20 protein-coding genes are annotated in these 22,999 nt (G+C 67.0%); 12 read left to right on the forward strand and 8 right to left on the reverse strand.

Annotated elements, in window-relative coordinates; translation table 11 throughout:
- Positions 1–181 precede the first annotated feature (181 nt).
- Entirely contained in the window at positions 182–640 is a 459-nt protein-coding gene (locus tag AB8808_RS07995; protein WP_369928284.1) for a heme-degrading domain-containing protein, read from the reverse strand.
- 51 nt (positions 641–691) lie between these two features.
- On the reverse strand, positions 692–859 hold the full coding sequence (locus tag AB8808_RS08000; RefSeq protein WP_185754437.1) for a hypothetical protein: 168 nt from the start codon (positions 857–859) through the stop codon (positions 692–694).
- Between the two features lie 201 nt (positions 860–1,060).
- Here AB8808_RS08000 and AB8808_RS08005 point away from each other — a divergent pair, with 201 nt between their 5' ends.
- Positions 1,061–1,513, forward strand: a complete 453-nt coding sequence (locus AB8808_RS08005; RefSeq protein WP_369928285.1) for a hypothetical protein — start codon at positions 1,061–1,063, stop codon at positions 1,511–1,513.
- A 28-nt stretch (positions 1,514–1,541) separates the two neighbouring features.
- Here the strand turns inward: AB8808_RS08005 and AB8808_RS08010 are convergent, their stop codons facing one another.
- Both AB8808_RS08010 and AB8808_RS08015 read right to left on the reverse strand, forming a co-directional pair.
- Complete coding sequence (locus tag AB8808_RS08010) at positions 1,542–2,495, reverse strand: MASE1 domain-containing protein (RefSeq protein WP_369928286.1); 954 nt, start codon at positions 2,493–2,495, stop codon at positions 1,542–1,544.
- Positions 2,496–2,620: 125 nt separating this feature from the next.
- Positions 2,621–3,085, reverse strand: coding sequence for a MerC domain-containing protein (locus tag AB8808_RS08015; RefSeq protein WP_369928287.1), 465 nt, complete (start codon positions 3,083–3,085; stop codon positions 2,621–2,623).
- A 116-nt stretch (positions 3,086–3,201) separates the two neighbouring features.
- Here AB8808_RS08015 and AB8808_RS08020 point away from each other — a divergent pair, with 116 nt between their 5' ends.
- From AB8808_RS08020 to AB8808_RS08040, 5 genes are read left to right on the forward strand one after another with little or no spacing between them, the layout of a single operon-like run.
- Positions 3,202–3,828, forward strand: a complete 627-nt coding sequence (locus tag AB8808_RS08020; protein WP_369931347.1) for an ABC transporter ATP-binding protein — start codon at positions 3,202–3,204, stop codon at positions 3,826–3,828.
- A 5-nt stretch (positions 3,829–3,833) separates the two neighbouring features.
- Positions 3,834–5,084: an ABC transporter permease gene (locus AB8808_RS08025; RefSeq protein ID WP_369931348.1), complete on the forward strand. Its 1,251-nt coding sequence runs from the start codon at positions 3,834–3,836 to the stop codon at positions 5,082–5,084.
- Positions 5,081–5,806, forward strand: a complete 726-nt coding sequence (locus tag AB8808_RS08030; RefSeq protein WP_369928289.1) for a DUF3299 domain-containing protein — start codon at positions 5,081–5,083, stop codon at positions 5,804–5,806. Before AB8808_RS08025 ends, AB8808_RS08030 begins: the two co-directional genes overlap by 4 nt.
- Positions 5,803–6,603: a hypothetical protein gene (locus AB8808_RS08035; RefSeq protein ID WP_369928291.1), complete on the forward strand. Its 801-nt coding sequence runs from the start codon at positions 5,803–5,805 to the stop codon at positions 6,601–6,603. Before AB8808_RS08030 ends, AB8808_RS08035 begins: the two co-directional genes overlap by 4 nt.
- A gap of 27 nt (positions 6,604–6,630) precedes the next feature.
- Entirely contained in the window at positions 6,631–8,577 is a 1,947-nt protein-coding gene (locus AB8808_RS08040) for a CocE/NonD family hydrolase (RefSeq protein ID WP_240003920.1), read from the forward strand.
- 101 nt (positions 8,578–8,678) lie between these two features.
- Here AB8808_RS08040 and AB8808_RS08045 read toward each other — a convergent pair whose 3' ends face one another.
- Together AB8808_RS08045 and AB8808_RS08050 are read right to left on the reverse strand one after the other, a co-directional pair.
- A complete protein-coding gene (locus AB8808_RS08045) occupies positions 8,679–9,383 on the reverse strand; it encodes a helix-turn-helix transcriptional regulator (protein ID WP_369928294.1) in 705 nt (234 codons plus the stop codon).
- Between the two features lie 2 nt (positions 9,384–9,385).
- Complete coding sequence (locus AB8808_RS08050; protein ID WP_369928296.1) at positions 9,386–10,318, reverse strand: NAD(P)-dependent alcohol dehydrogenase; 933 nt, start codon at positions 10,316–10,318, stop codon at positions 9,386–9,388.
- 181 nt (positions 10,319–10,499) lie between these two features.
- Here AB8808_RS08050 and AB8808_RS08055 point away from each other — a divergent pair, with 181 nt between their 5' ends.
- Positions 10,500–12,395, forward strand: a complete 1,896-nt coding sequence (locus tag AB8808_RS08055; RefSeq protein WP_369928298.1) for a hypothetical protein — start codon at positions 10,500–10,502, stop codon at positions 12,393–12,395.
- Positions 12,396–12,440: 45 nt separating this feature from the next.
- Here AB8808_RS08055 and AB8808_RS08060 read toward each other — a convergent pair whose 3' ends face one another.
- Complete coding sequence (locus AB8808_RS08060) at positions 12,441–12,680, reverse strand: DUF3253 domain-containing protein (RefSeq protein WP_506193249.1); 240 nt, start codon at positions 12,678–12,680, stop codon at positions 12,441–12,443.
- A gap of 130 nt (positions 12,681–12,810) precedes the next feature.
- Here AB8808_RS08060 and AB8808_RS08065 point away from each other — a divergent pair, with 130 nt between their 5' ends.
- Positions 12,811–14,892 (forward strand): catalase, encoded by a 2,082-nt coding sequence (locus tag AB8808_RS08065; protein ID WP_369928300.1) that lies wholly within the window; start codon positions 12,811–12,813, stop codon positions 14,890–14,892.
- Between the two features lie 129 nt (positions 14,893–15,021).
- Here the strand turns inward: AB8808_RS08065 and AB8808_RS08070 are convergent, their stop codons facing one another.
- On the reverse strand, positions 15,022–15,396 hold the full coding sequence (locus AB8808_RS08070) for a response regulator (RefSeq protein WP_369928302.1): 375 nt from the start codon (positions 15,394–15,396) through the stop codon (positions 15,022–15,024).
- Positions 15,397–15,710: 314 nt separating this feature from the next.
- Between AB8808_RS08070 and AB8808_RS08075 the strand changes: the two genes are divergently transcribed.
- From AB8808_RS08075 to AB8808_RS08090, 4 genes are all read left to right on the forward strand, one after another.
- Positions 15,711–17,540, forward strand: coding sequence for a putative bifunctional diguanylate cyclase/phosphodiesterase (locus AB8808_RS08075; protein ID WP_369928304.1), 1,830 nt, complete (start codon positions 15,711–15,713; stop codon positions 17,538–17,540).
- 162 nt (positions 17,541–17,702) lie between these two features.
- Entirely contained in the window at positions 17,703–19,199 is a 1,497-nt protein-coding gene (locus tag AB8808_RS08080; protein WP_369928306.1) for an ATPase domain-containing protein, read from the forward strand.
- The gene (locus AB8808_RS08085) at positions 19,186–21,258 is read left to right on the forward strand and encodes a hybrid sensor histidine kinase/response regulator (protein ID WP_369928308.1); all 2,073 of its coding nucleotides are present in this window, start codon (positions 19,186–19,188) and stop codon (positions 21,256–21,258) included. Before AB8808_RS08080 ends, AB8808_RS08085 begins: the two co-directional genes overlap by 14 nt.
- Before the next feature lie 101 nt (positions 21,259–21,359).
- Positions 21,360–22,931 carry a methyl-accepting chemotaxis protein gene (locus AB8808_RS08090; protein WP_369928310.1) on the forward strand — a complete coding sequence of 524 codons (1,572 nt, stop codon included), beginning with the start codon at positions 21,360–21,362 and terminating at the stop codon, positions 22,929–22,931.
- Positions 22,932–22,999 lie beyond the last annotated feature (68 nt).

The following is a 22,999-nucleotide window of genomic DNA, read 5'->3' on the forward strand; positions in this document are numbered from 1 at the left end:
CGACATCTTTTTTCAGGGACGGTTCATCGAGTCTGACAAAACGCGCACCCCGCGACAATGCCACCGATAACCGCACGCAACACGTTCGCGCACGTGCGTGCGCTCCTACACCCGAGGGACCCATACCGTGAGGGGTAGATACCCGAGGGATAGATATGGCGAGCGTTGGATACCTCGCGGGTCAGATAAACCGCGCCAGGACCTCGGTGACCAGGCGGTGATCCTCCAGGGAAGGCAGGCCGGAGGCGGTAATCGCGCCGATGACGCCGAGGCCGCGCAGGCGCAGCGGGAAACCGCCGCCGTCGTGGGCGTGGTCGGCGGCGGACAGGCCGTAGCGTGCTTCCAGGGACTGGTTGGCGTTTGCCAGCTTCATGCCCACGGCAAGCGTGCTGGTGCCCAGGGCGAGCACGGTGTTTCGCTTGCGGCGCACCCATTGCCCGTTGGCGACGTCGGTGCCGGGCAGGGCGGCGTGGAACAGCGTGCGATCGCGCAGGGCGATCTCGATGGCCACCTTGCCGGAGCGTCGCAGCGCCTCTTCGCGCAGTGCGCAACCGATATCCCAGGCCTGCGCGAGGGTGAGTGTGTCGAACTGCAGCCGCGCTTCTTCGGCGGCCAGTTCCAGGAGCGTCGGTTCGGTCACGTATCCCACCTCAAGCATCAGCATATGAGGTGGGATTCTAGCGTGGGGAAACTAGGCCTGGCCGGCCGTCTTGCCCTTGCGCGGCTTGGCCGGCTCGCGTGGAACCTCGGGCAGTGGCGCGCGGCGGGAGTGCGAATACACGTAGGAGACGAAGGCGGCGGACGAGCGGTCGGCCGGTGCTCCCTTGGGGAAGCGGTTGTCGGGTTTCACAGGAGGCATGACGGTCCAGAAGCGGCGGTGGGTCGCCCAGGCGAAATCACGCGCGAGGGGCGCCGCCCGGCGCGCCGGACGGTAACTGCACCATGCGCCTTCGATTGTTAGTTCGGTGTAAGGCGGCGCCCACGACGATCTGCCGTATTCGCGCAATCGGGATTTTCCGCTGGGCTAGGCTAATCCCACCTCCACCGCCCAGAGACTGCCATGCGCTCAGCTTTTCGTTTGCTTCCGCTGTGTTTTGCCGCCGCATTGTCGGTCATTGCCGCCCCGGTGTTCGCCCAGGGGCCCGCTTCCACCGGCCTGGGCCAGGCGTGGCCCAATGCGTCGGACGTCAGTGCCAGTTCCGCCTTCCACGTCTTCGTCTTCGAGCGACTCGGCACGCGCTACGTCCAGGTCAACGATCTACAAGGCAACGTGCGTGGCGCCTTCGCCTATGGCGGGAAGGAGATCATGGGCCTGCCGATCGGCCTGGACGCCACCCGCGTGGCCACCCCCAGCGAGCGGTCGGCGATGCGTCCCGCCGGTACGCGTACCGTGGTGTATCGCGACGACACGATCACGATCACCGTCGTGACCACGCCGGGCGGCATCGTCTACCTGCAAGCCGTGCCTTCCGACTGCAAGAATCCCGCGGAGTGCTCGAGCACCTTCCAGTAAACCGGAACCGGAAGCGGGGCGGCGGGCGTCAGTCCGAGACCGCCGTCCCACGACCCGGGTTGCCGAAAGCCCGCGCCTGCCCGAGCCGGGCCATCTTGACCCGGGCAATGGGGATACCGATCAGCAAGGCGCCGGAGAGGACGAAGGCGAGCACGATCTGCGCATTGATCATTGGCGGGTCGAGCAGGGTCGTCGAGGTGGTGGCCAGGACCACGCTGGCCACCAGCCCCGCCAGAGCACCGCCTTGCCAGCCGAAGCGCAGCGTGAGGGCCAGCACGGGCAGTGCCACGCCCAGGCGCAGCGCCATCAGCATGCCGCCCTGCGCATGGCCGGCCAGGAGGCCGACCGCCAGCATGAGCGAAGCCGCCGCGACCACCAGGGCGACCGTCGGCGGGCGCAGGCTACCTTGCAGCCATTTCTGGGACGCCGGCGCATCGACGGCCATCTTCAGTGCCAGCAACGACGGCGTGAGCGTCAGGGCGCCCAGGTACGAGCCCAAGAGGTAAGCGAAGAAGTACGTGCTTGCATCCAGATCCGGCCAGGCGCCGGGAGCGGCCGCCAGCGCAGCGCGCAGGGCCAGGTCGTTCAGGCCGGCATTGAGTCCGGCGCACACGAGCGTGGTGGCCAGGATCAGGCCGATGTTGAGCGATCCGTCCGGTCGATGCAGGGCCAGCTTCCGGCGCACCAGTGCGACCACCGGCATGCATAGCGCGATGACGGGGATGCCCGTGATCATGGCCCAGTTCATGCCGAAGCGCGGGGCGAACAGCACGGCATGCTCGATGACCGGCAGCGTCTCGCCCAGCAGCAGCGCGGGCCAGTAGCGGCGCGGCACCAGCAGCAGCGCGGACAGCCGAAGGCCGGACGAGAGGTTCCAGTGGGAGAACGAGACATGCTGCGTCAGTTCGTAACAGGCGGCATACGCCGCTGCGATGGCGATCAGTGCGCCCGTCGAGATCCGTTTCGGTTCCGCATCCTGCATGTTCGTCTCCTTACATGGTTCGCCCATGGCGTCGGCCTGCGAGCCCCGCCCCCGTGGGTCGCCGTTGCCGCGACCTGTGCGGGCGATTGTGCGTGTGAAATGCTGTACGAACACATCGTGCGCCGTCAGTTTTTCAACGCTTGCCGTTTCCGCGCAGCGAACGGCCGCAAATGCCTGAGGTTCCAGGCGTGCGCCACCACGAGGGCGCTGGCGCCGCAGGCCACGCCCACGGGATGCATCCACCCGGCACCCAGGCCCGCGAAATACCACGAGCCGAACAATGCCAGGATGCCGACGGCCGCCAGTACGGCCGGGCCGACGCGTCGATGGTGCCATGCGCCACGCGCCATCGCGAGGGCGCTGATCAGCGCGCCCGTGCCCACGAACCAGGGCTCGAGGCTGATCAGTCGCAGCAGCGCCATGGCCAGCGCCCGATGCGGCGCATGGAAGGAATACAGCGCCAGATAGAGCGAAGGCACCGCGAACAGGATCAGGGGCAGGGCCAGGCAGTGGATGGCGCAGCCGATGGCCCAGAAGGATGCGAAGCGATCGAATGCACGGGAGGGCTGGCGCGGTGCAAGGCAGGTCATGTAACTTATGTTATAACATAACAGGTTGAGATGGCGTCATGAGTGAGCGGCAGTGGGATGGTGTATTGCGTTGCCGCGGGCTCCGTTTCGCGTGGCCGTCGTCGGATACGGTGCTGATGCTGGAAGATTTCGAGGTGGCGCGCGGGGAGCGGTTGTTCCTGTGCGGGCCCAGCGGAAGCGGCAAGAGCACGCTGCTTGGCCTGATCGCCGGTGTCCTCACCCCCAACGCGGGTGAGGTCGAGGTGCTGGGCACGCCGCTGTCGTCACTGGGCTCGTCGGCACGCGACCGCTTCCGGGCCGACCACCTCGGCTACATCTTCCAGCAGTTCAACCTGCTGCCGTTCCTGGACCCGATCGAGAACGTGCTGCTCGGCTGCGCGTGGTCGCGCACGCGTACGGCGAAAGCCGGCGATGTGCGCTTCGAGGCGGCACGCCTGCTGGGCGCGCTGGGCCTGGACCAGCGCGCGCTCTCGCGACGCAAGACCGGCGAGCTGAGCGTCGGGCAGCAGCAGCGTGTGGCGGCGGCGCGCGCGTTGATCGGCGGCCCTGAGCTGGTGGTGGCGGACGAGCCGACCTCGGCGCTGGATACCCAGGCCCGCGACACGTTCCTGGAACTGCTCCTGAGCGAGTGCACGCGGCACGGCACCGGCGTGGTGTTCGTCAGCCACGACATGGCGCTGGCCACGCATTTCGATCGCGCGCTTGCCCTCGGCAATGCCCCTTCCCACCAGATGGTCGCCTGATGAACATCCTTCGCCTTACGTTGAAAAGCCTGCGCCAGCGTCGCGCCGGCGTGGCGCTCACGGTGCTCACCATCGCGCTGAGTGTGTTCCTGCTGCTGGGTGTGGAGCGGGTACGCACCGATGCACGGCAGGGATTCGCCAGCACCGTATCCGGTACCGACCTGTTGGTGGGCGCGCGGTCGGGTCCGGTCAACCTGTTGCTGTACGCCGTGTTCCATGTCGGCGAGGCCACCAACAACATCACCTGGAAAACGTACCAGGACATCCGCGCCATGCCCGAGGTGGCCTGGACAGTGCCGCTGTCGCTGGGCGATTCGCACCGTGGCTACCGGGTGACCGGCACCACCACCGATTTCTTCGTGCACTACCGCTACGGCGCGCGCAAGCCGCTGGTGTTCGCCTCCGGCCATCCGTTCAACGACCTGTACGACGCGGTGATCGGTGCGGAAGTGGCCCGCCGGCTGCATTACGCGGTCGGCGACTCGATCGTGCTGGCACACGGCCTGGGCGGTCCCGCGACGGCGATGCACTCCGATAAGCCGTTCCGTATCGCCGGCGTGCTCGCACCCACCGGCACGCCCGTGGACGCGACCATCGCGGTCAGCCTGGAAGCCATCGAGGCGATCCACGTGGACTGGCGCTCCGGCGTGCGTCTGCCGGGCATGGCATCCAGCGCCGAGCAGGCCCGCCATATGGACCTGACCCCGCGCGCGATCACCGCCTGCCTGGTGGGGCTGCACTCGCGGCTGTCCGCTTTCGCCGTGCAGCGTGCCCTGAACGAGTACCCCGACGAAGCATTGCTGGCGGTATTGCCCGGCGTGGCGCTGGGTGAACTGTGGCACCTGCTGGGCACGGCGGAAAACGCCCTGCGCCTGGTCAGCGCCATGGTGGTGCTGGTCGGCATGTGCGGCATGCTCACGGCCTTGCTCGGCATGCTCAACGAACGTCGCCGCGAGATGGCCGTGCTGCGTGCGGTCGGTGCCTCCACCCGCACCGTCTTCGCTCTGCTGGTGGCCGAGAGCACGCTGCTGACCCTGGCCGGCATGCTGGCCGGCTGCCTGCTGCTGTTCGTCGCCACGGGCCTGGCGCACGACTACGTGCTGGCCAACGCCGGCCTGGTGCTGGACGCCACGCCCGCGCCGCAGGAGGGATGGTTGCTGCTGGGCGTGCTGGTGCTCGGCTCGCTGTCCGGCTGTATACCCGGGTGGATCGCCTACCGCCGTTCGCTGGCCGATGGCCTGCAGGTGCGCCTGTGATCGCGCGTGCGTGCGGCCTGGCGATCGCCGTGCTGTTGCTGACCGCGGCGTGCTCGCGCGGTGCCGATGACGCCGCATCGACGCCGGCGGGTGCAGCCACCTCGGCCCTGGCCCAGGCGCAGGCCGCCGCGGATCAGGGCCGTCGGGAACGCGCGAAAGCGGGCGCCGAAGGTGTCGCCGCCGCCAATGCCTACGCCACCGCCCATGGTGTGGCGAAGGCGAGCGTACCGCCCGGCGCGGGCCTGCTCGGTCCCGTCGACGAAAACGGCTTCGCCGACCTCGACTGGAGCAAGATGGTGCCACCGGAGGATTTCAAGGCGCTGGAAGACGCGCCGCCGGTGCTGCACGTCGGCAACCAGCGGATGAAGCAGGTGGGTACGCTGCATACCGTGGCGGCGCTGGAAGGCAAGAAGATCCGGCTGCCCGGCTACGTGGTGCCGCTGGAATCGGACGATGACGGCAAGATGGTCGAGTTCTTCTTCGTGCCGTTCTATGGCGCTTGCATCCATGTGCCGCCCCCGCCGCCGAACATGCTGGTGCACGTGCGCCTGAGCAAGGGCATCGACACGCCCAGCCTGTACGACCCGGTCACGCTCAAGGGTGTCATGCGCACGCAGGTGACGCAGAACGCCATGGCCTCGTCGGCGTACATCATGGAGGATGCCACCCTGGAGCCGTACCGCAACGACGACGACGAGCGCCTGCGACGCGCGTTCGAATGACATCACTGCGCCGCGGCCGTGTCTGGATGCTGGTGGCCGGCGTTGTGGCCACGGCGCTGGCCCTGCTGCTGTCCTGGCATGCGGACGAACGGGCGGCGGGCGAACGGGCGGCGGGCGATCGGACCGAGAGCGACCGGGCGCCGCCGCGCGTGCGAGCCGAGCCGCCGTCGGTCCCCGCGCCGTCGGTCCCGGTTACCGCGGTCGTCGCCCGTGGCAGCGGGACGGAACGGCTGGGTTCGCTCCTGCAAGGCAACGCCGCGTTCGCGGACGACGTGGTCTTCCTCGTCGTGGCCTCGGTGCGCACGCGATGCGAGCCGGCGCATGCGCACGAGTTGGCCGCCATGGCGGCGCAGGCAAGGCTGCCGATGCTGGCGGGCGTGACGGAAGCGATCGGCACGCAACCGACAGGGCGCACCGACCTGCTGGCGGCGGTGCGCGACCTTGCCGCGCGCGCGCCGTGCACCGGGCCGTTCGTGTTGACCATCGGCGGCTTCACGCAGCGGGTGGACACGGAGCGTTATGCCGCCGCCTTTCCCGACAGCTATTTCGATCCGTCGATGGACGTGACACCGCAGGAATTCACGAACCGTCCGCTGGCCGACCGCGCGCGCGACGAATGTGGCAAGGTGGCCTACGCCGTCCTGCCGCTGGATGCGCCGCGCGCGTGGCAATGCGCGGGCCTGCGTGCCCAGGGCCGCGAGCGCGTGCGTTCGCTGTGCGCGAAGGCCGGCGAGGCGGAGGTCGCCGCCGTACAGATCCGCGATGCGGTGGGCCGCATGCCCGCCACGTGCCAGTAGTTCCCCACCCAACCAGGACCCACCTTCTTGAAAGCCCTCCCGACGCTCCGCTACTCCCTGCTGGCCGTGGCCTTGTCGATCGCGCTTGCCGCTCCCGCCATCGCCGGCGATACACCGCCGGCCAAGGGCACGTACGCGGCGCTGCCGAGCGAAACACCGGCCTCGTTCAAGCCGGTGCATGACGCCTTCGATTACGACTCGCGCGACGTGATGATCCCCATGCGCGACGGCGTGAAGCTACACACCGTGATCCTGGTGCCGCGGGGCGCCACGCATGCGGGCATCCTGTTCACGCGCACGCCCTACGACGCGACCGAGATGACCAGCGCGGTGGAGAGCGGACACCTGGGCGTGGCGGTCAGCCACGACGACGACGCCAGCGATGTGCTGGTGCAGGACGGCTATATCCGCGTCGTGCAGGATATCCGCGGCAAGTACGGCTCCGAAGGCGATTACGTGATGAACCGCCCCCTGCGCGGTCCGCTCAATCCCACGCCGGTGGACGACTCCACCGATGCCTACGACACCATCGACTGGCTTGTGAAGCACGTGCCGGAAAGCAATGGGCGCGTCGCCATCCTGGGTATCTCCTACGACGGATTCGAGCCGTTGATGGCCCTCGTGCATCCGCATCCCGCGCTCAAGGCCGCGGTGCCGATGAACCCGATGGTGGACGGCTGGATGGGCGACGACTGGTTCCACCACGGCGCCTTCCGCCAGCAGAACCTCGAATACATCTACGAGCAGACCGCATCGCGCAAGAACGCACACAAGTGGTGGTCCAACTACGCCGATGATTACCAGTTCTTCCTCGAGGGCGTCTCCGCCGGCGCGATCGCGAAGCAATACGGCATGGAGCAGCTCGGTTTCTGGAACAAGCTGGCGGCCCATCCTGCGTACGATACGTTCTGGTCCGGGCAGGCGGTGGACAAGGCGCTGGCCCGCGAGCCCGTGGCCGTGCCGACCATGCTGGTCGCCAGCCTGTGGGACCAGGAAGACATCTACGGCGCGTTCGCCGTGTACAAGGCGATGAAGCCGCACGACGACGCGCACAAGCTGTTCCTCGTCGCCGGGCCGTGGTTCCACGGGCAGGAAGTGGGTGACGGCTCGAGCCTGGGTGCCGTGCGCTTCGGCTCCGACACGGGTCTGTATTTCCGCCAGAAGATCCTGCGGCCGTTCCTGGCGCAGTACCTGAAGGACGGCCCGGCCAGCACCGCGCCGGTCAACGCCTATGTCACCGGCGACAACCGCTGGGAAACCGGGCCGTCGTGGCCGATGGACGGCAAGGGCGCCGCGACGCCCACCCGCCTGCGTCCCGGCGTGAACGGGTCGCTGGTGCTCGGCGGCAGTGCGGGCGAACCCGCGGGCACGGCGCAGTACGTCTCCGATCCTGCGCATCCGGTGCCGTACCGCCCGCGGCCCGTCGGCACGATGTCCGGCACGGGCTGGCAGCACTGGCTGACCAGCGACCAGCGCAATGCGTCGTCGCGCCCCGATGTGCTGACCTTCACCACACCCGTGCTCACGGCGCCCGTGCGCATCAGCGGCGAGCCTAAGGTGCACCTGGTGGCCAGCACCACCGGCACCGACAGCGACTGGGTGGTGAAGCTGATCGACGTCTATCCGGACCAGGTGGCGGCGCAGCCGGAGATGGGTGGTTACCAGCTGGGCATCGCCATGGACATCTTCCGTGGCCGCTACCGCGAAGGCTTCACCGTCGGCAAGGCGATCACGCCGAACGTGCCGCTGGCCTACGATTTCAGCCTGCCCAATGCCAACCACGCGTTCCTGCCTGGCCACCGCATCATGGTGCAGGTGCAGTCCAGCTGGTTCCCGCTGTACGACCGCAATCCGCAGACCTTCGTGCCCAACATCCTGTTCGCGCAGCCAGCGGATTACCGCACGGCCACGCAGACCGTGTCGCTGGGCGGTGCGGACGGCACGTATATCGAGCTGCCGGTGGTGGGTCACTGACACCGACTCAACGTCGGACGTTGCGGCCATCCGGTGCCGCTACCGCACGTGGCTTCAGTGACGTGCGGTCGCGGCAACTATGTGGGCTTTTTCAGGGGCGGTCAGCACGCCTCGCCGTTGGCGTTGCATGGAAGCAGGCGCAGAGAACGCCACTCGCGCACGAGTTGTCGGCGGTTGCGCGGATAACGCTCGGTGAGCACGCTGGCTTCGGCCATGTCATGCAGTGAGATCACGCGGTATACGCTGTCGAGTTCACACCAGGCGGCGATATAGCGCTTGCCGTCGATGAAGGCCAGCATGATCGGCCAGACCACTTGTGGTGTCTTCGGTGCATTGTCCACGGACAGTACGATGCGTAGCTTGCACTGGTCGCGCAACGCGCGGCGCAGGGCGCCCAGTTCGATGGCGGCGGTCGGCTTCTCGCGCACACCGACATAGAAGGCGTCGTCGTCGACATGGAGACGCGCCTGGGCGGGCAGCACCGCGGTGATCTTGGCCAGGGCGTTTCGCATGGCGGCGGTGAGCGCGTCGTCTGCCTGCCGGCTGACCCATTGCCCGCCGATGACCAGGGCCTGGATTTCCTCATCGGTGAACGATAACGGCGGGAGCAGGAAACCCGGCTTCATGACATAGCCGATGCCGGGCTCGCCGGTGATATCCGCGCCCATGCCCTGCAGCGTGGCGATATCCCGGCGGATCGTTCGCAACGAAACACCCATTTCATTCGCCAGCACTTCGCCGGACACCGCCATGCGATGGCGACGCAGCACCTGCATCAGGTCGAACAGGCGATGGCTTCTGGCCATGATCATTCCATCGCGACGACACCCTTGCCGCCGAGCCTGCGACCTTTTTCCAGCTCGGTGATCAGGCGAATCGCGTTGTCGAGGGAAACGGTTTCCCCCACCCGGATGCGGAAGCGGCCTTGACTGGCGGATTCGGCGATGGCATCGAGGATATCAGGGCGAGGCGATGCGATGACCGGTTTCAGTCGACGATCCACCAGCGCGCGAAGGAACGTCGGCACTTTCGGGTTCAGGTCCATCAGCACACCGCCGGGCCGAAGCATCGCCATGCCCGCGGATGCGGATAGCACCGCGGCCGCGTCCAGCACCCCGTCGAACCGACCGGGGATATCGGCCAGTCGCGCGGTCCGGTAGTCGTAGACCTCGCGGAGGCCGAGCGCGGTCATGCGCGCCATGTCGCCGGCCCCGCAGCTACCCGATACGGCGACGCCGGCCACACGCGCCAGTTGTGCCACCGCTTCGCCGATCGCGCCCCCGCAGCCGGTGACGAACATATGCGCCCCGGGTCGCAACGCCGTCTTTCCCAGCAACACGCTCCAGGCGGTGATGCCGGGCGTTCCAAGGCAGGCGGCCTCCTGGAACGACAGGCTGTGGGGTTTCCTGGCCAGGAAGTCGCTCCGGGTCACCACGGCCTGTGCAATGGCGCCGCTCTCCTTGAACCGGGCCAGCCCGAAGACGGGGTCCCCCGGGGCGAAACGGGTGACGCCATGTCCAACGGCGATCACGGTCCCCGAGAGGTCCATGCCCAGTGCGCGGGGGAAGCGCCGGCCAGTGACCATCTTCACTTCACCGTTGCGCTGCTTCCAGTCGATCGGATTGATCGCCGCGAAAGCCACCTTCACCGCGACCTCGCCCGGGCCGGGTGGAGGCAGGTCGAACGCGGAAAGGTACATGTTTTCCGGGCCGCCGTAGCTGTCGTATTGGATTCTTTGCATGGGATCGCACGCGTGTCATGGGTGAGGTGGCGGCTAACTTAGCGGCCCCTGGTGACAGTTTTTGGCACCAGTGCGCCAGCCCACGCACGCCCGAAAATCAGCGTTTCGCCGATGGCCGACCACACCTGGGGTTGTCGACCATGGCTTGCCGGCATGTGCCGGGACAAGCAAGGCGAAAGACATGTCCGACAAGCTGATAGACGTCTACCTTGGTTTCATGGACGAAGAGGTCAACACGGTACTGAACGGGTTGCTCGATCGCGAGGTGAAGAAGGTCGACGCCGCGACACGGCGCCCCGTGGTCCTGGTCGAACGTGGTGAGGTCAGTCCCGACGGTCCGATCCTCGAATGGCCGCTGAGCCGTTACGCCGCCCGCGTGCGCCATATCGCGTACGCGCACGCGGAGGCGCTGCAGGGTGAAGGCCCGACAGGTGAGGACGCCCGCGTGGAAAGCATCCTGGCGCGCGCCATGTCCGTGTTCCTGGAGCGTGACGACGTGGGAGATGCGCAGCTGAGGGCGAGCAACATCGACGTGTTGCGCCGGATCGACGTGCATGCGCTGGCGACCATGACCAGCCCGGCGAAGCTGAAGGTTCCGCTCGCCGGGCGAGGGCCCTGCCTGTCCGTCGTGCGCTTCGACGCGGGTGAGGAGAAGAACAACCAGCCGCCCATCGTCGTCGTCCGCTCGCCGGAAATGGGCCTGCAGCCGAACCTGATGTCGCCGTACATCGAATTCATCTTCATGATGATCGGCACCCTTTCCAGCCAGCTGGCGCGCATCGCCGATCCGGGTGCGAAGACCGACTGGCCGGTGCGGATCAGCTGCTTCGGCGCCCAGGGCGGTGCCACCGCCGCGAACAACCCCGGTTCGCTGTCGCCGTTGTGTGCCAGTCTCTACGTCGGCTACGACTACGCCACCGGCGCGCGGGTTCCCTGTATTGCCGTGTGCAGCCAGGGCGGGATCTACCGCTTCGGCTTGCCGGGACTGGTCGAAGGCGTGTCCCTCAACGACTACTTCATTGCGGAATGCGAAAACCTCAAAGTCAGCGCAATCGAGGTGGACCGCGCGTACACCCGCAAGGAGGAAGCCGGTGTCGCCGTGGGGCAGACCCTTAAATCGTTGATCGCGACCCTTGTGACCAACTACGCCGTCGGCAGCGCGGTCAAGCCGGAAGTCAGCGGCACCTCGCCGTGGTTCATCTCGCTGGCGCAGAAACAGGCGTTCGCCAAGGTCGGCGTGACCGGCTGCAACATGGAAGACTACTGGGTGCTGAAGTCCATGCGCGAATGCAAGCTCAAAGGCGCTATCAGGGACCCGCGGTCGTCGTCGCTGTATCCCACGCTGGCGCAGGGCTTCCTGACCCGGGTGAATGCCGATCCGTTGAAGATCGAGCCCGAGGTCGATCTCGCTTTTCAGGGCGACGTAAAACGCAAGCTGCTTACGCGCGAGGGCTACGTCAGCCTGCTGCTGTGGGGTTTGCTCGGCCTGCCGCTGGAAGGCGATGGCGACAACGGTATGCCGCCGGTCGCGCGCTGGTCGTTTGCCGGTGACGCGGTGTTCGCCGACGGCACCGCCGGGGCCAGCAAATTCAGCCGCCACCTCTACGGCATGCGGCTCAATGGCGGTCGGGACGTGGTGGTGCCCGATCCGTTCTTCGTCGAGATCGCGACCGACCTGCTCAACGAATGCAGCACGGTGGTGGCACGACCGGGCAATGTCTTCCTGGCCGCGCCATCCGCTGCCGTTCCGTCGGCGGATGCGCTGGCTGCCTTGGAGAAGGCGGCGGGCGAGGCGTTGGCTGCCTGGAAAACGTACAGGCAGACGCCCACGGCCGAGGTCAAGAGAGCCCTGGCGACCGTCGTCGACGTGCTCGCCACGCGCTGCGGTTTCGCCATCGGCGGTACGGGCATGAAGGTGTGGCTGCGGCCTAACAAATGGGAGGGCGTGGCGCAGACCGCGATCCAGGACATGCCGCAAGGCACGGCGTTCGCGCATGCCGCCGTGGATCGCGCGTTCTACAAGGCGTCCAACGTGATCGCCCTGCGCGACCGCACGGCACGCGTGCTGCGTGACTGATCGCGCACCAGGGGAGGGCGCCCGGGAGAGCCCGGGCGCCCATGGCTAGGTGTGGGGAAACCGTGCGCCTCGGCGCAGGCGTATCGGGCCATGCCCGATATCGGCAGGATCGAGCGTGCTTTTGCCTTGGGTGACGATGATGACGCCGTGGCGGGCGAGTTCGGCGGCGACATCGCGCACCGACGGCATCAGGGCTCGCCAGGTCGATTCCTCGTCGGCCATCGCGCGGGCCACGTCGGAGGGGCAGATCGACGCCTCAGGCGAGCGTTGCGAGAGCAGGTCCACGATCGAGGCAGCAAGGTCCGTCCCATCACAGTAGATGCATAGCGGTGACGAAGATGTCGTTGCGATCCGACCACCCGGTGTCCACACGCAGCGGGGCATGTTTGGGAAGTCAACCAAGCAGAGGTCAGCCATGGTCAGCAAGAAGAATCCTTCGTCCACGTCGTCGCAAGACGCACGAGGTAACGGCGACGAACTCCACCAACATGCCGGCGGTTCGCATCCGCCCCTGACCACCAACCAGGGTCTGACGGTCGGCGACGACCAGAACTCGTTGAAGGTCGGGCAGCGCGGTCCGGTGCTGCTGGAGGATTTCATCCTCCGCGAGAAGATCACCCATTTCGACCACGAGCGCATTCCCGAGCGCATCGTGCACGCGCGCGGATCGGGCGCCCACGGCTTCTTCGAACTCACCGCGTCGCTGGCGGATTACACCACCGCGCGCGTGCTCACCGAAGTGGGCGAAAAGACGCCGCTGTTCACGCGGTTCTCGACCGTGGCCGGTGGTGCCGGCTCGGTCGATACGCCGCGTGACGTACGCGGTTTCGCCGTGAAGCTGTACACGAAGGAAGGCAACTGGGACCTGGTGGGCAACAACATCCCGGTGTTCTTCATTCAGGACGCGATCAAGTTCCCCGACCTGATCCATGCGGTGAAGATGGAGCCGGACCGCGGTTTCCCCCAGGCGGCCAGTGCCCACGATACGTTCTGGGACTTCATCTCGCTCACGCCGGAGTCGCTGCACATGATCATGTGGGCGATGTCGGATCGGACGATCCCGCGGTCGCTGCGCATGATCGAGGGCTTCGGCATCCATTCGTTCCGCCTGGTCAACGCCGAAGGCAAGAGCACCTTCGTGAAGTTCCATTGGCGGCCGAAGCTGGGCTTGCAGTCCACGGTGTGGGACGAAGCCGTGAAGCTGGCCGGTGCCGATCCCGATTTCCATCGGCGTGACCTGTTCGAGGCGATCCAGGCCGGCAATTTCCCGGAGTGGGAACTGGGCGTGCAGCTTTTCACCGAGGAAGAGGCCGATGCCTTCCCGTTCGACCATCTCGACGCGACCAAGCTGATTCCCGAGGAAACCGTGCCGCTGAAGATCATCGGCCGGATGGTGCTCGATCGCTGGCCCGACAATTTCTTCGCCGAGACCGAGCAGGTGGCCTTCTGCCCGTCGCACCTGGTGCCCGGCATCGATTTCAGCAACGATCCGCTGTTGCAGGGTCGCCTGTTCTCGTACCTGGATACGCAGCTGTCGCGTCTGGGCTCGCCCAATTTCCACCAGCTGCCGATCAACGCACCCAAGTGCCCGTTCGCCAACCACCAGCGCGACGGTCACATGCAGCACCAGGTGCCCAAGGGCCGCGTCGCCTATGGCCCCAGCTCGCTGCAGGGCGACACGCCGCAGGAAGACCCGGCGCGCGGTTTCCGTTCGGCGGCCATCGAGGAATCGGGCGTCCGCGGCCGGATCAGGGCCGAGACCTTTGCCGACCACTACAGCCAGGCCCGCCTGTTCTACATCAGCCAGACGGCGTACGAGCAGGCGCATATCGCTTCGGCCCTCGTGTTCGAACTGTCCAAGGTCGAAACGCTGCACATCCGCGACGCGATGGTGGGCCATCTTCGCCACATCGACGAATCGCTGGCCAAGCGCGTGGCCGACGGGCTTGCGCTGGACAAACTGCCGCCGGCACCGCCGGCCCGTGTCGGCGTCATCGAGATGCCCGCTTCGCCGGCCTTGCAGATCATCGGCAAGATGAAGAAGACGCTGGAAGGCCGCGTGGTGGGTGTGCTGGTCAACGACGGGTCCGACGCCAAGGTCGTGGCCGCCGTGACGAAGGCGGCCGAGAAGGCAGGCGCGACGGTCAAGGTGGTCGCACCGAAAGTCGGTGGCGCGAAGCTGTCCGATGGCAAGAAACTCGCCGCCGACGGTCAGCTGGCGGGTACGCCCTCGATCAACTTCGATGCGGTGGCTATCGTGCTCAGCGCAGAAGGCGCTGCCCAGCTGGTGAAGGAGGCAGCCGCCGTGGACTTCGTGCGCGATGCGTTCGGACACCTCAAGGCCATCGCGCTGGACGAGGGCGGACGCACCCTGTTCAAGGCGGCCGGCTTGAAGCCGGATGAAGGTGTGGTGGCTGCCAGCGATGCGGCGGGCTTCGTCGAAGGTGCCAAGGGTCGCTTCTTCGCCCGTGAAGCGAAGGTGCGCATGTTGGCCTGATGCTTAGGGTGGCATGTAGGCTGCCCGATCAGGGATGACTGGAAAGGCTCGCCGTTATGGGCGAGCCTTTTTTGTTCGAAGCCGATGCAGGCGCCGTGGCGCTCGCACGGTGTGGCGACGAGGCGTCTCCTACGTCCGAGTCTGCCGCAGCGTTTCCACCAGATCCAACAGCGCCCGACGCGATACCGGCTTCTGCAGGAACGGCAGCGACGAAAAAGGCAGGGGCACATCGGCGTGGGCGTGGCCCGAGACGAACGCCACGGCGACGTCCTTGGCGATCAACGTGGTGGCGACACCGAGGGAGTCCCCGCCGTGGATATCGATGTCGAGCAGCGCGACGTCCGGGCGGGCGGCGAGAATGGCGTCGAGCGCCTCCGGTTCCGATCCGACCGCCTGGCAGACCAGCATCCCGGCGTCTTCGAGCACCATCTTGTATGCCGCCGCTACCGAGTCGTCGTCTTCGACGAGCAGGCAGGTGGTGCGGTCCGATAGGTCGTTTCGCATGATATGAGGTCCGCCGGAGGAAGGCTCGACCTTGGGGGAGGGGGTGTGGAAGCGGTGTGTGACACATGTCGTTTCGAGTCATGCATACGGGGTCGCACGAACTTGCGGGCGCCGATCAAGCAGCTTGCCCACGACCCTGGCCGTTCCTGAACAGCGGGAGGCCGGGGGTGCCCCGGCTGCTTCAGTTCGGCCCGGATCGGCCGATACCGAAAGACCCCCTCCCTGGAGCACACCATGGCAGCGAGCCCCGTGAACCGGGCACTGTCATGGCGTTATGAGCCATGCTCGATGAAGATGGAAAGAAGGAACTGAGCATGTCATCCCACTCGGACGTCTTCGCCAGCAGGCCCGCGTACGGCACCTGCGGCTTGGCCCTGCCCGATGGCGATGCGCATGAAGTCGCCCGGCTGGAAGCCTTGCGCAGCCTCAATATCTGGGACGCCCCGAGCACCCCGGAACTCGATCGCATCACGGCCCTGGTGGCGGAAGCCTTCGCCATGCCGACGGTGCTGGTGTCGTTCGTGGGCCGCGAGGCGCAGCGCTTCGTTTCGTCGGTCGGCATCGATGTCGGCGGCACCGAGCGGGAGGCCTCCATCTGCTCGGTGGCGATCGAACAGCGCGAGGTGTTCGTCGTCGAAGACCTGAGCCAGGATGCGCGGTTCATGCACAACCGCCTGGTCTGCGACCATCCGGGGTTCCGTTTCTATGCGGGCGTGCCCCTGGTCACCTCATCGGGCCATGCGGTGGGCACCTTGTGCGCCCTCGACGTGGTGCCGCGTCGTTTCGATGCGGCCGCACGCCAGCGCCTGGCCTCGTTCGCCGCCCTGGTGCTCGACCAGATCGCACTGCGCCAGATGGTGGGGCGGCGCGATCCCGTCACCGGGCTGCTGAATCGCCAGCAGTTCTATGTGGACATGGCCGCCATTACCGCGCGTGGCTTTGAAGGCCATCGCCAGCTGGCGATGGTGGACGTCATGGACCTGCCGCTGGCGCACCAACTGGCGCAAGCCGTCGGCCTGGGCCCGGTCGAGGCCGTCATCCGCCAGGTAGCGTTGCGTCTGGGCGACATCGTCCGGCCCCATGCGGAGCTATATCACGTCGCCGTGTCACGCTTCGCCTTCCTGGTGCCCCCGCTCGACGCCGCGGGCGTGGCCGCGCTTCTGGATGCGGTGTCGTCCGACGTGGCCCGCCCCGTGAGTGCGGAAGGCGTGCCGTTGCAGCCGATCTGTCACGGTGGACTGGTGACGTTCGACGAAGCCGGCGCCCCGGATGCCCTGCGCCGTGCCCTGGCCGCCACGCAGGATGCCATCGACGGCCGCTCGACCTGGTGCACCTACGACCTGGCGAAGGACGCACGCATGCGCCGACAGTATCGCCTGGCCGCGGATGCCTCCACCGGCCTGGAGCGAGGCGAGTTCCACCTCGTCTACCAGCCCCGGGTCCAGATGGACACCGGGCGATGCTACGGGGGCGAGGCGCTCGTACGCTGGCAGCACCCCGAGTTGGGCGACGTATCGCCCGGCGAGTTCATCCCGATCATGGCCCGTACCTCCACCATGCGTGGCCTGACCGACTGGGTGATCGAGCATGCCTGCCGACAACTCGCCGCGTGGCTGGTGTCGGGGCTGGACCTGACGCTGTCGGTGAACGTCACGGCGGCCGACTTCGTGGATGGCGGCCTGCCGGAGCGTATCCTCGCCTGCTGTATGCGGCATGGCGTGGCACCGTCCCGTCTCGAAGTCGAGATCACCGAGGGCGAATGGCTCGAGGGAAGTCAGGCCGTCTGCAATCAACTGGCCGTGCTGCGCACCTCCGGTGTCCGCATCGCCATCGATGACTTCGGCGTCGGGTACAGCAATTTCTCCTATCTCTTCACCCTTCCGTTCGACACGCTGAAGCTCGATCAGTCGCTGATTCGCGGGTTCCTGCACAACCCCCGGCAGCTGGCCATGTTGCGCGGCATCGTGCGGTTGTGCGGCCAGCTGGATCTGGATGTCGTGGCGGAAGGGGTGGAGACGAACGAAGAACACGCCGGACTGCTCGCCCTCGGCTGCACACGGGCCCAGGGTTACTTCTACGCCACGCCGCTCTCGCCGGGGGCCTTTGCCGATGCCGCATACGCACAGGTCGCGTTGACACGGTAAGGGGTGGAATTCGGTTACCGTGTGCGCTGAGCCAGGTCCCGGTCCTGTTCCCGTGTCGGTCTTTCCCGGCGACTCGCCCGGCGCCTGGTACGCGGTTGCCGCAACCTTCGAGTGCCGGATTGAGGGCGCTTTCGGGCCCTTACTCTCATACGGCTCTTGTGCATGGCGCTGACACGCATTTCCACGGGTACGACCGGCCTGGACACCATCCTCAAGGGTGGCCTGCCCGCCAATCGCCTCTATCTGCTCGAAGGGCAGCCCGGCTCCGGCAAGACCACCCTGTCGCTGAAGTACCTGCTCGAGGGCGCGTCCGAGGGCGAGAGCTGCCTTTACGTCACGCTGTCCGAAACGGCGGACGAACTCCACGAGGTGGCCGAGTCGCACGGCTGGTCGCTGGACTCCCTTTACCTGTTCGAGCTTGCCTCCGCCGAGGCGGTGCTGGGTGACGGACGTCAGCAATCCATTTTGCACCCCTGGGAGATGGAGCTCGATGGCACGGTGCGGTTGATCCAGGCCGAGGTGGAACGCGTCAAGCCCACCCGCATCGTCTTCGATTCGCTTTCCGAACTGCGCCTTCTGGCGCAGGATCCGCTTCGTTACCGGCGGCAGGTGCTGGCCCTCAAGCAGTTCTTCGCGCCACGCAACATCACCGTGTTCCTGGTCGACGACCTTACGGGGGAGGGCGGTGAACGGGATGCGCACCTGCACAGCCTCTGCCACGGCGTGATATCGCTGGAACGGCTGACCCTCGACTTCGGCGCCGCGCGTCGGCGCATGCAGGTGCAGAAGCTGCGCGGAGTCAATTTCATCGCCGGCTACCACGATCTGGCCATCTGCACCGGCGGCATGGAGATCTATCCGCGCCTGGTCGCGTCCGAGCACAACGCGCCGTTCGTCGGTGAGCCCGTGCCCAGCGGTGTCGCCGGCCTGGACGAACTGCTCGGCGGCGGCCCGCTGCGTGGCACCAGCACGCTGCTGACCGGCCCCGCCGGCAGCGGCAAGACCAACGTGGCGCTGCAATACGTCTCCGCCGCGTGCCAGCGTGGCGAGCACTGTTGCGTCTTCGAATTCGACGAGCGCACGGGTACGTTGCTGACGCGCGCCGACGCGCTCGGCTTCGACCTGCGCCCACACATCGCCAGCGGCCTGCTGGACCTGCGCCAGATGGACCCGGCGGAGATCTCGCCCGGCGAGTTTGCGTGGACGGTGCGCCGGGCCGTGGAAGAAGACAACTGCCGCATGCTGGTGATCGACAGCCTCAACGGCTACCTGTCGTCCATGCCGCAGGAAAAACAGCTGATGTTACAGATGCATGAGCTGCTGTCGTTCCTCAACCAGAGCGGCGTCACCACCTTCCTGGTCAATCCGCAGCATGGCCTGGTCGGCACGATGTCCACCGGCAACCTCAACGTCAGCTACATGGCCGACACCGTGATCCTGTTCCGTTTCTTCGAGGCGCAGGGCCGGATACGCAAGGCGCTGTCGGTGATCAAGAATCGCAGCGGCGCGCACGAAGACACCATTCGCGAGCTGCGCATCGATCGCTCGGGCCTGCGGCTCAGCGCACCGCTGGATGAATTCAGGGGCGTGCTGACCGGCACCCCGGAGTTTGTCGGCAACAACGGGCCGTTGCTGGAAGAGTCCGGTGCAGGACAGTAAGAACGTCCTGCTGCTGGCCCCCTACGGTAGGGATGCGGACAGCCTCGCCGCCATCGTGCAGGAACTGGGTTACCGCGCCGAGATATTCAGGTCGATGGCGGCGCTGGCCGCCCGCCTGGACGACACCACGGGCGTCGTCGTCCTGACCGAGGAAGCCATCGGGTCGACGGGTGGCCTGCTGGCCGATGCACTGCGTCGGCAGGAACCCTGGTCGGATATCCCGTTCGTGCTGTTGCGCGCGCCCCGGTCGCCCGGCCTGGGCGGGCGCACCGCGTTGCCGGAGGAGGTGCTCAACGTCATCGAGCTGGAGCGGCCACTCAGCGCGTCCGTGCTGGCCAGTGCCGTCACCGCCGGTCAGCGCTCGCGACAGAAGCAGTTCGTCATCCGAGACCAGGTGCTCCGCCTGGAAGTGAGCCAGGCGGCCCTTGCCGCCAGCGAAGCCGAGTTGCGACTGATCGCCGACGCGCTGCCGGTGCTGATCGCCTTCATCGACACCGCGCTGGTGTATCGCTTCGCCAACCTGGCCTACGAAGACTGGTTCGGCATGCCCATCGCCCACATCATCGGGCGCAAGGTCGGTGAGGTGATGGGGCCGCAGGCCTGGCACGAACGCGTTGAAGCGATGGGCGTGGCCCTGTCCGGACGACCCGTGCGCATGGAGTTGAGCTGGCCCCACCGGGACGGCCGGCGGCGTGACGCTGAAATTCGTTACCTGCCGCGTTTCGCGGCGGACGGCACGGTCGACGGTTTCCACGTCTTCGCCACCGATGTGACCGTGCGCAAGGTAGCTCTGGAGGCGACCCAGCAGCAGGCCGCCGTGCTCGAGGCACGCGTGGCCGAACGCACCGCCGAACTGGAACAACAGATGGCCGCCCGCGAAAGCAGCGAGGCGGCACTGCGCCAGGCGCAGAAGATGGAGGCGGTGGGGCAGTTGACCGGGGGCATCGCCCACGACTTCAACAACATGCTCACCGGTATCCTTGCCGCGATGGACCTCATGCGCATGCGTATCGACGAGGGGCGCTTCGACAACCTCGACCGGTTCATGAGCGTGGCCACCACCTCGGCGCAGCGTGCCGCGGGGCTGACCCAACGGTTGCTCGCGTTCTCGCGGCGCCAGTCGCTCGACCCGCGGGCCGTGGAGGTCAACGCCATGGTCCGTTCGGTGGAAGACCTGCTGACGCGGACGCTGGGCGAGCGTGTTCGCCTGCGTACCGACCTCCACGAGGGCCTGCCATCGGCCCTGGTCGATACCAACCAGCTGGAAAGCGCGCTGCTCAATCTCGCGATCAACGCCCGGGACGCCATGCCCGACGGCGGCGAGCTTCGCATCACCACCGCGCTGGCGCACCTGGCGGGGGAACCGTCCGGCGCGGCCGCATCGAGCGGTCCGTATGTCCGCCTGTCGGTCGGCGATACGGGCGTCGGCATGGATGGCGATGTGTTGTCACGCGTGTTCGAACCGTTCTACACCACCAAGCCGCTGGGGCAGGGCACCGGGCTGGGCATGTCGATGATCTACGGCTTCATCCAGCAGTCCGAGGGTCACATCCGCATCGACTCGACGCCGGGGCAGGGCACCACGGTCGAGCTCTACCTGCCGCTGGCAGCCGAAGGCGAAGGCGCGCCCCTTGCCGAGGCCGATGGCGTGGTGGTGGGTGGTCACGGCCAGCGCATCGTGCTGGTCGAGGACGATGCCCAGGTCCGCGTACTCACCTCGGAACTGCTGACGGAGCTGGGCTACCACGTGGACGCGGCCGAGACGGCGGATGGCGCGCTCGGCATCCTCGCCTCGCTGCAGCCGGTGGACCTGCTGGTCACCGACGTCGGCCTGCCCGGGCTCAACGGCCGCCAGCTGGCGGAGATCGTGAGGCAGACGCGGCCCGCGTTGCCGATCCTGTTCATGACCGGCTACGCCGAAGGCGCGGCCGTGCGCTCGGAGTTCCTCGAGGCCGGCATGACGATGATCGCCAAGCCGTTCAACGTCGACGTCTTCAGCCAGACCGTGGGACGCATCCTGGCGGAAGGCGGAAACGCGCCGTCCGATGGCCTGTCATGAAACTTATATGTCATTGAAATATAAGTTTAATATGCGATAAATCGCTCAAGGGCGGGGGTTCGGTGCCGATAGGCAGGCACCCCCCATTCGTCGAGCGCATCATGTCCTTCCCCGCTTTTCGCTTGCCGACACTCACCCTCCGCGCGCGGCTGTCGTTGCGCCTGGCCGGCACCATCCTCTTGCTGCTTGCCCTCTGGATCGTCGGCGGCGTGCAGCTGCGCACCGCCGATGCGCGCCTGCAGTCCGTCGTCGGCGATACGCTGGCTCCCGTGGCGGACGTCGGCCATATCCAGAACGACTACAACGACCTGCTCGACGCCGTGGTGCATGCCACGCTGATGCGGCTGCCTTCGGCGGTCGACGATGCCATGACCGCCATCGGCAGCAACCGCCACGACATCGACCGGCAGTGGGCGTCGCTGACCGCCAGCGGGCTGGGCAAGAGCCAGGCGAAGCTGGTGGCCCTCGCGGCGGAACATCGCAAGGCGGCCGACAAGGCGATCGACGACGTGGTGGCGCTGCTGAAGGCGGAACAGTTCGACCTGGCCCAGTTGCAGTTGTCCAACGATGTGCAGTCGGCCGTCGGCCCCCTGAAAAGCGACTTCTCGAACCTCTTCGCGCTGGCCCTGGAAAACGGCAAGACGGCGGCGGCCGCACAGCATTCGGATATAGCGCGCGGCGGTGTGTTCTCGGCGATGTTGCTGGGCCTCTCGCTGCTGATCGCCAGCGTGATGGATGTCGCGATCATCCGCGCGCTGGGTCGCCGACTCGGCCAGGCCGCCGAGGTCGCCGCATCGATCGCCGGCGGCACCCTCGGCACACCCATCGACGTGGGCCGGGACGACGAGATCGGCGCCTTGCTGACCTCGCTCGCGGCCATGGATGCCCAGCTCGGCAACGTGGTGACCCAGGTACGCGATCGCGCCGGCCATGTTGCGCAGGCCGCCTCCGGTATCGCCGATGGCAACGAGGCACTCAACGCGAAGACGCGTGCGCAGTCGGCCCATGTGGACCTGACCACGGCGTCCATGTCCGACATGGCGCAAGCGGTGACCCAGGGCATCGAGCACGCCACGGCGGCCAACCGCGCCGTGGTGGACGCGCGCAGCATGACCGACGAGGGCCATCGCGTAGCGCTGGCCGCGGTGGGCAACATGCGTGACATCCAGCGCGCGGGGGAACGCATGGGCGAGATGCTGGACCTGGTCGACCAGATCGCGTTCCAGACCAGCATGCTGGCGCTCAACGCCGCCGTGGAGGCTGCGCGGGCCGGCGAGCACGGGCGCGGTTTCGGGGTGGTCGCCGCGGAGGTGCGTGCCCTGGCACAGCGATGCGCATCGGCGGCCGGCGATATCCGTGGTCTGATCGCTGCGAGCGACGAAGTCGTGCAGGCGGGCGTGGCCTCCGTGGATCGCGCGGGCGAGGTGCTGCACGGCATCGCGGAGCGCGTGGCGTTGCTCAGTGGCCTGGTCGCTTCCGTCATGGACGTGACGCGTGGCCAGAGCGAGGGCATCGCACGCATCGACGGCGCCATACGCGGTATCGAACAGGCCACACGCGATAATGCCGTCCTGGTCGAGCACGCCACGTCCGCCAGTCATGCCATGCGCGAGAGTGCGGACATCCTTCGCCGAGAAGTCGCGTATTTCGTGCTGGAAAACGAGGCGGCGTGATGCGTCATGTAACGCGAGTTACATGAGTTTTTGGCAACAGGCCCGGCATAAGAACTTGCGATCCGTGC

Source organism: Xanthomonas sp. NCPPB 2632, from assembly GCF_041228075.2.
In the GTDB taxonomy this organism is placed as follows: domain Bacteria; phylum Pseudomonadota; class Gammaproteobacteria; order Xanthomonadales; family Rhodanobacteraceae; genus Luteibacter.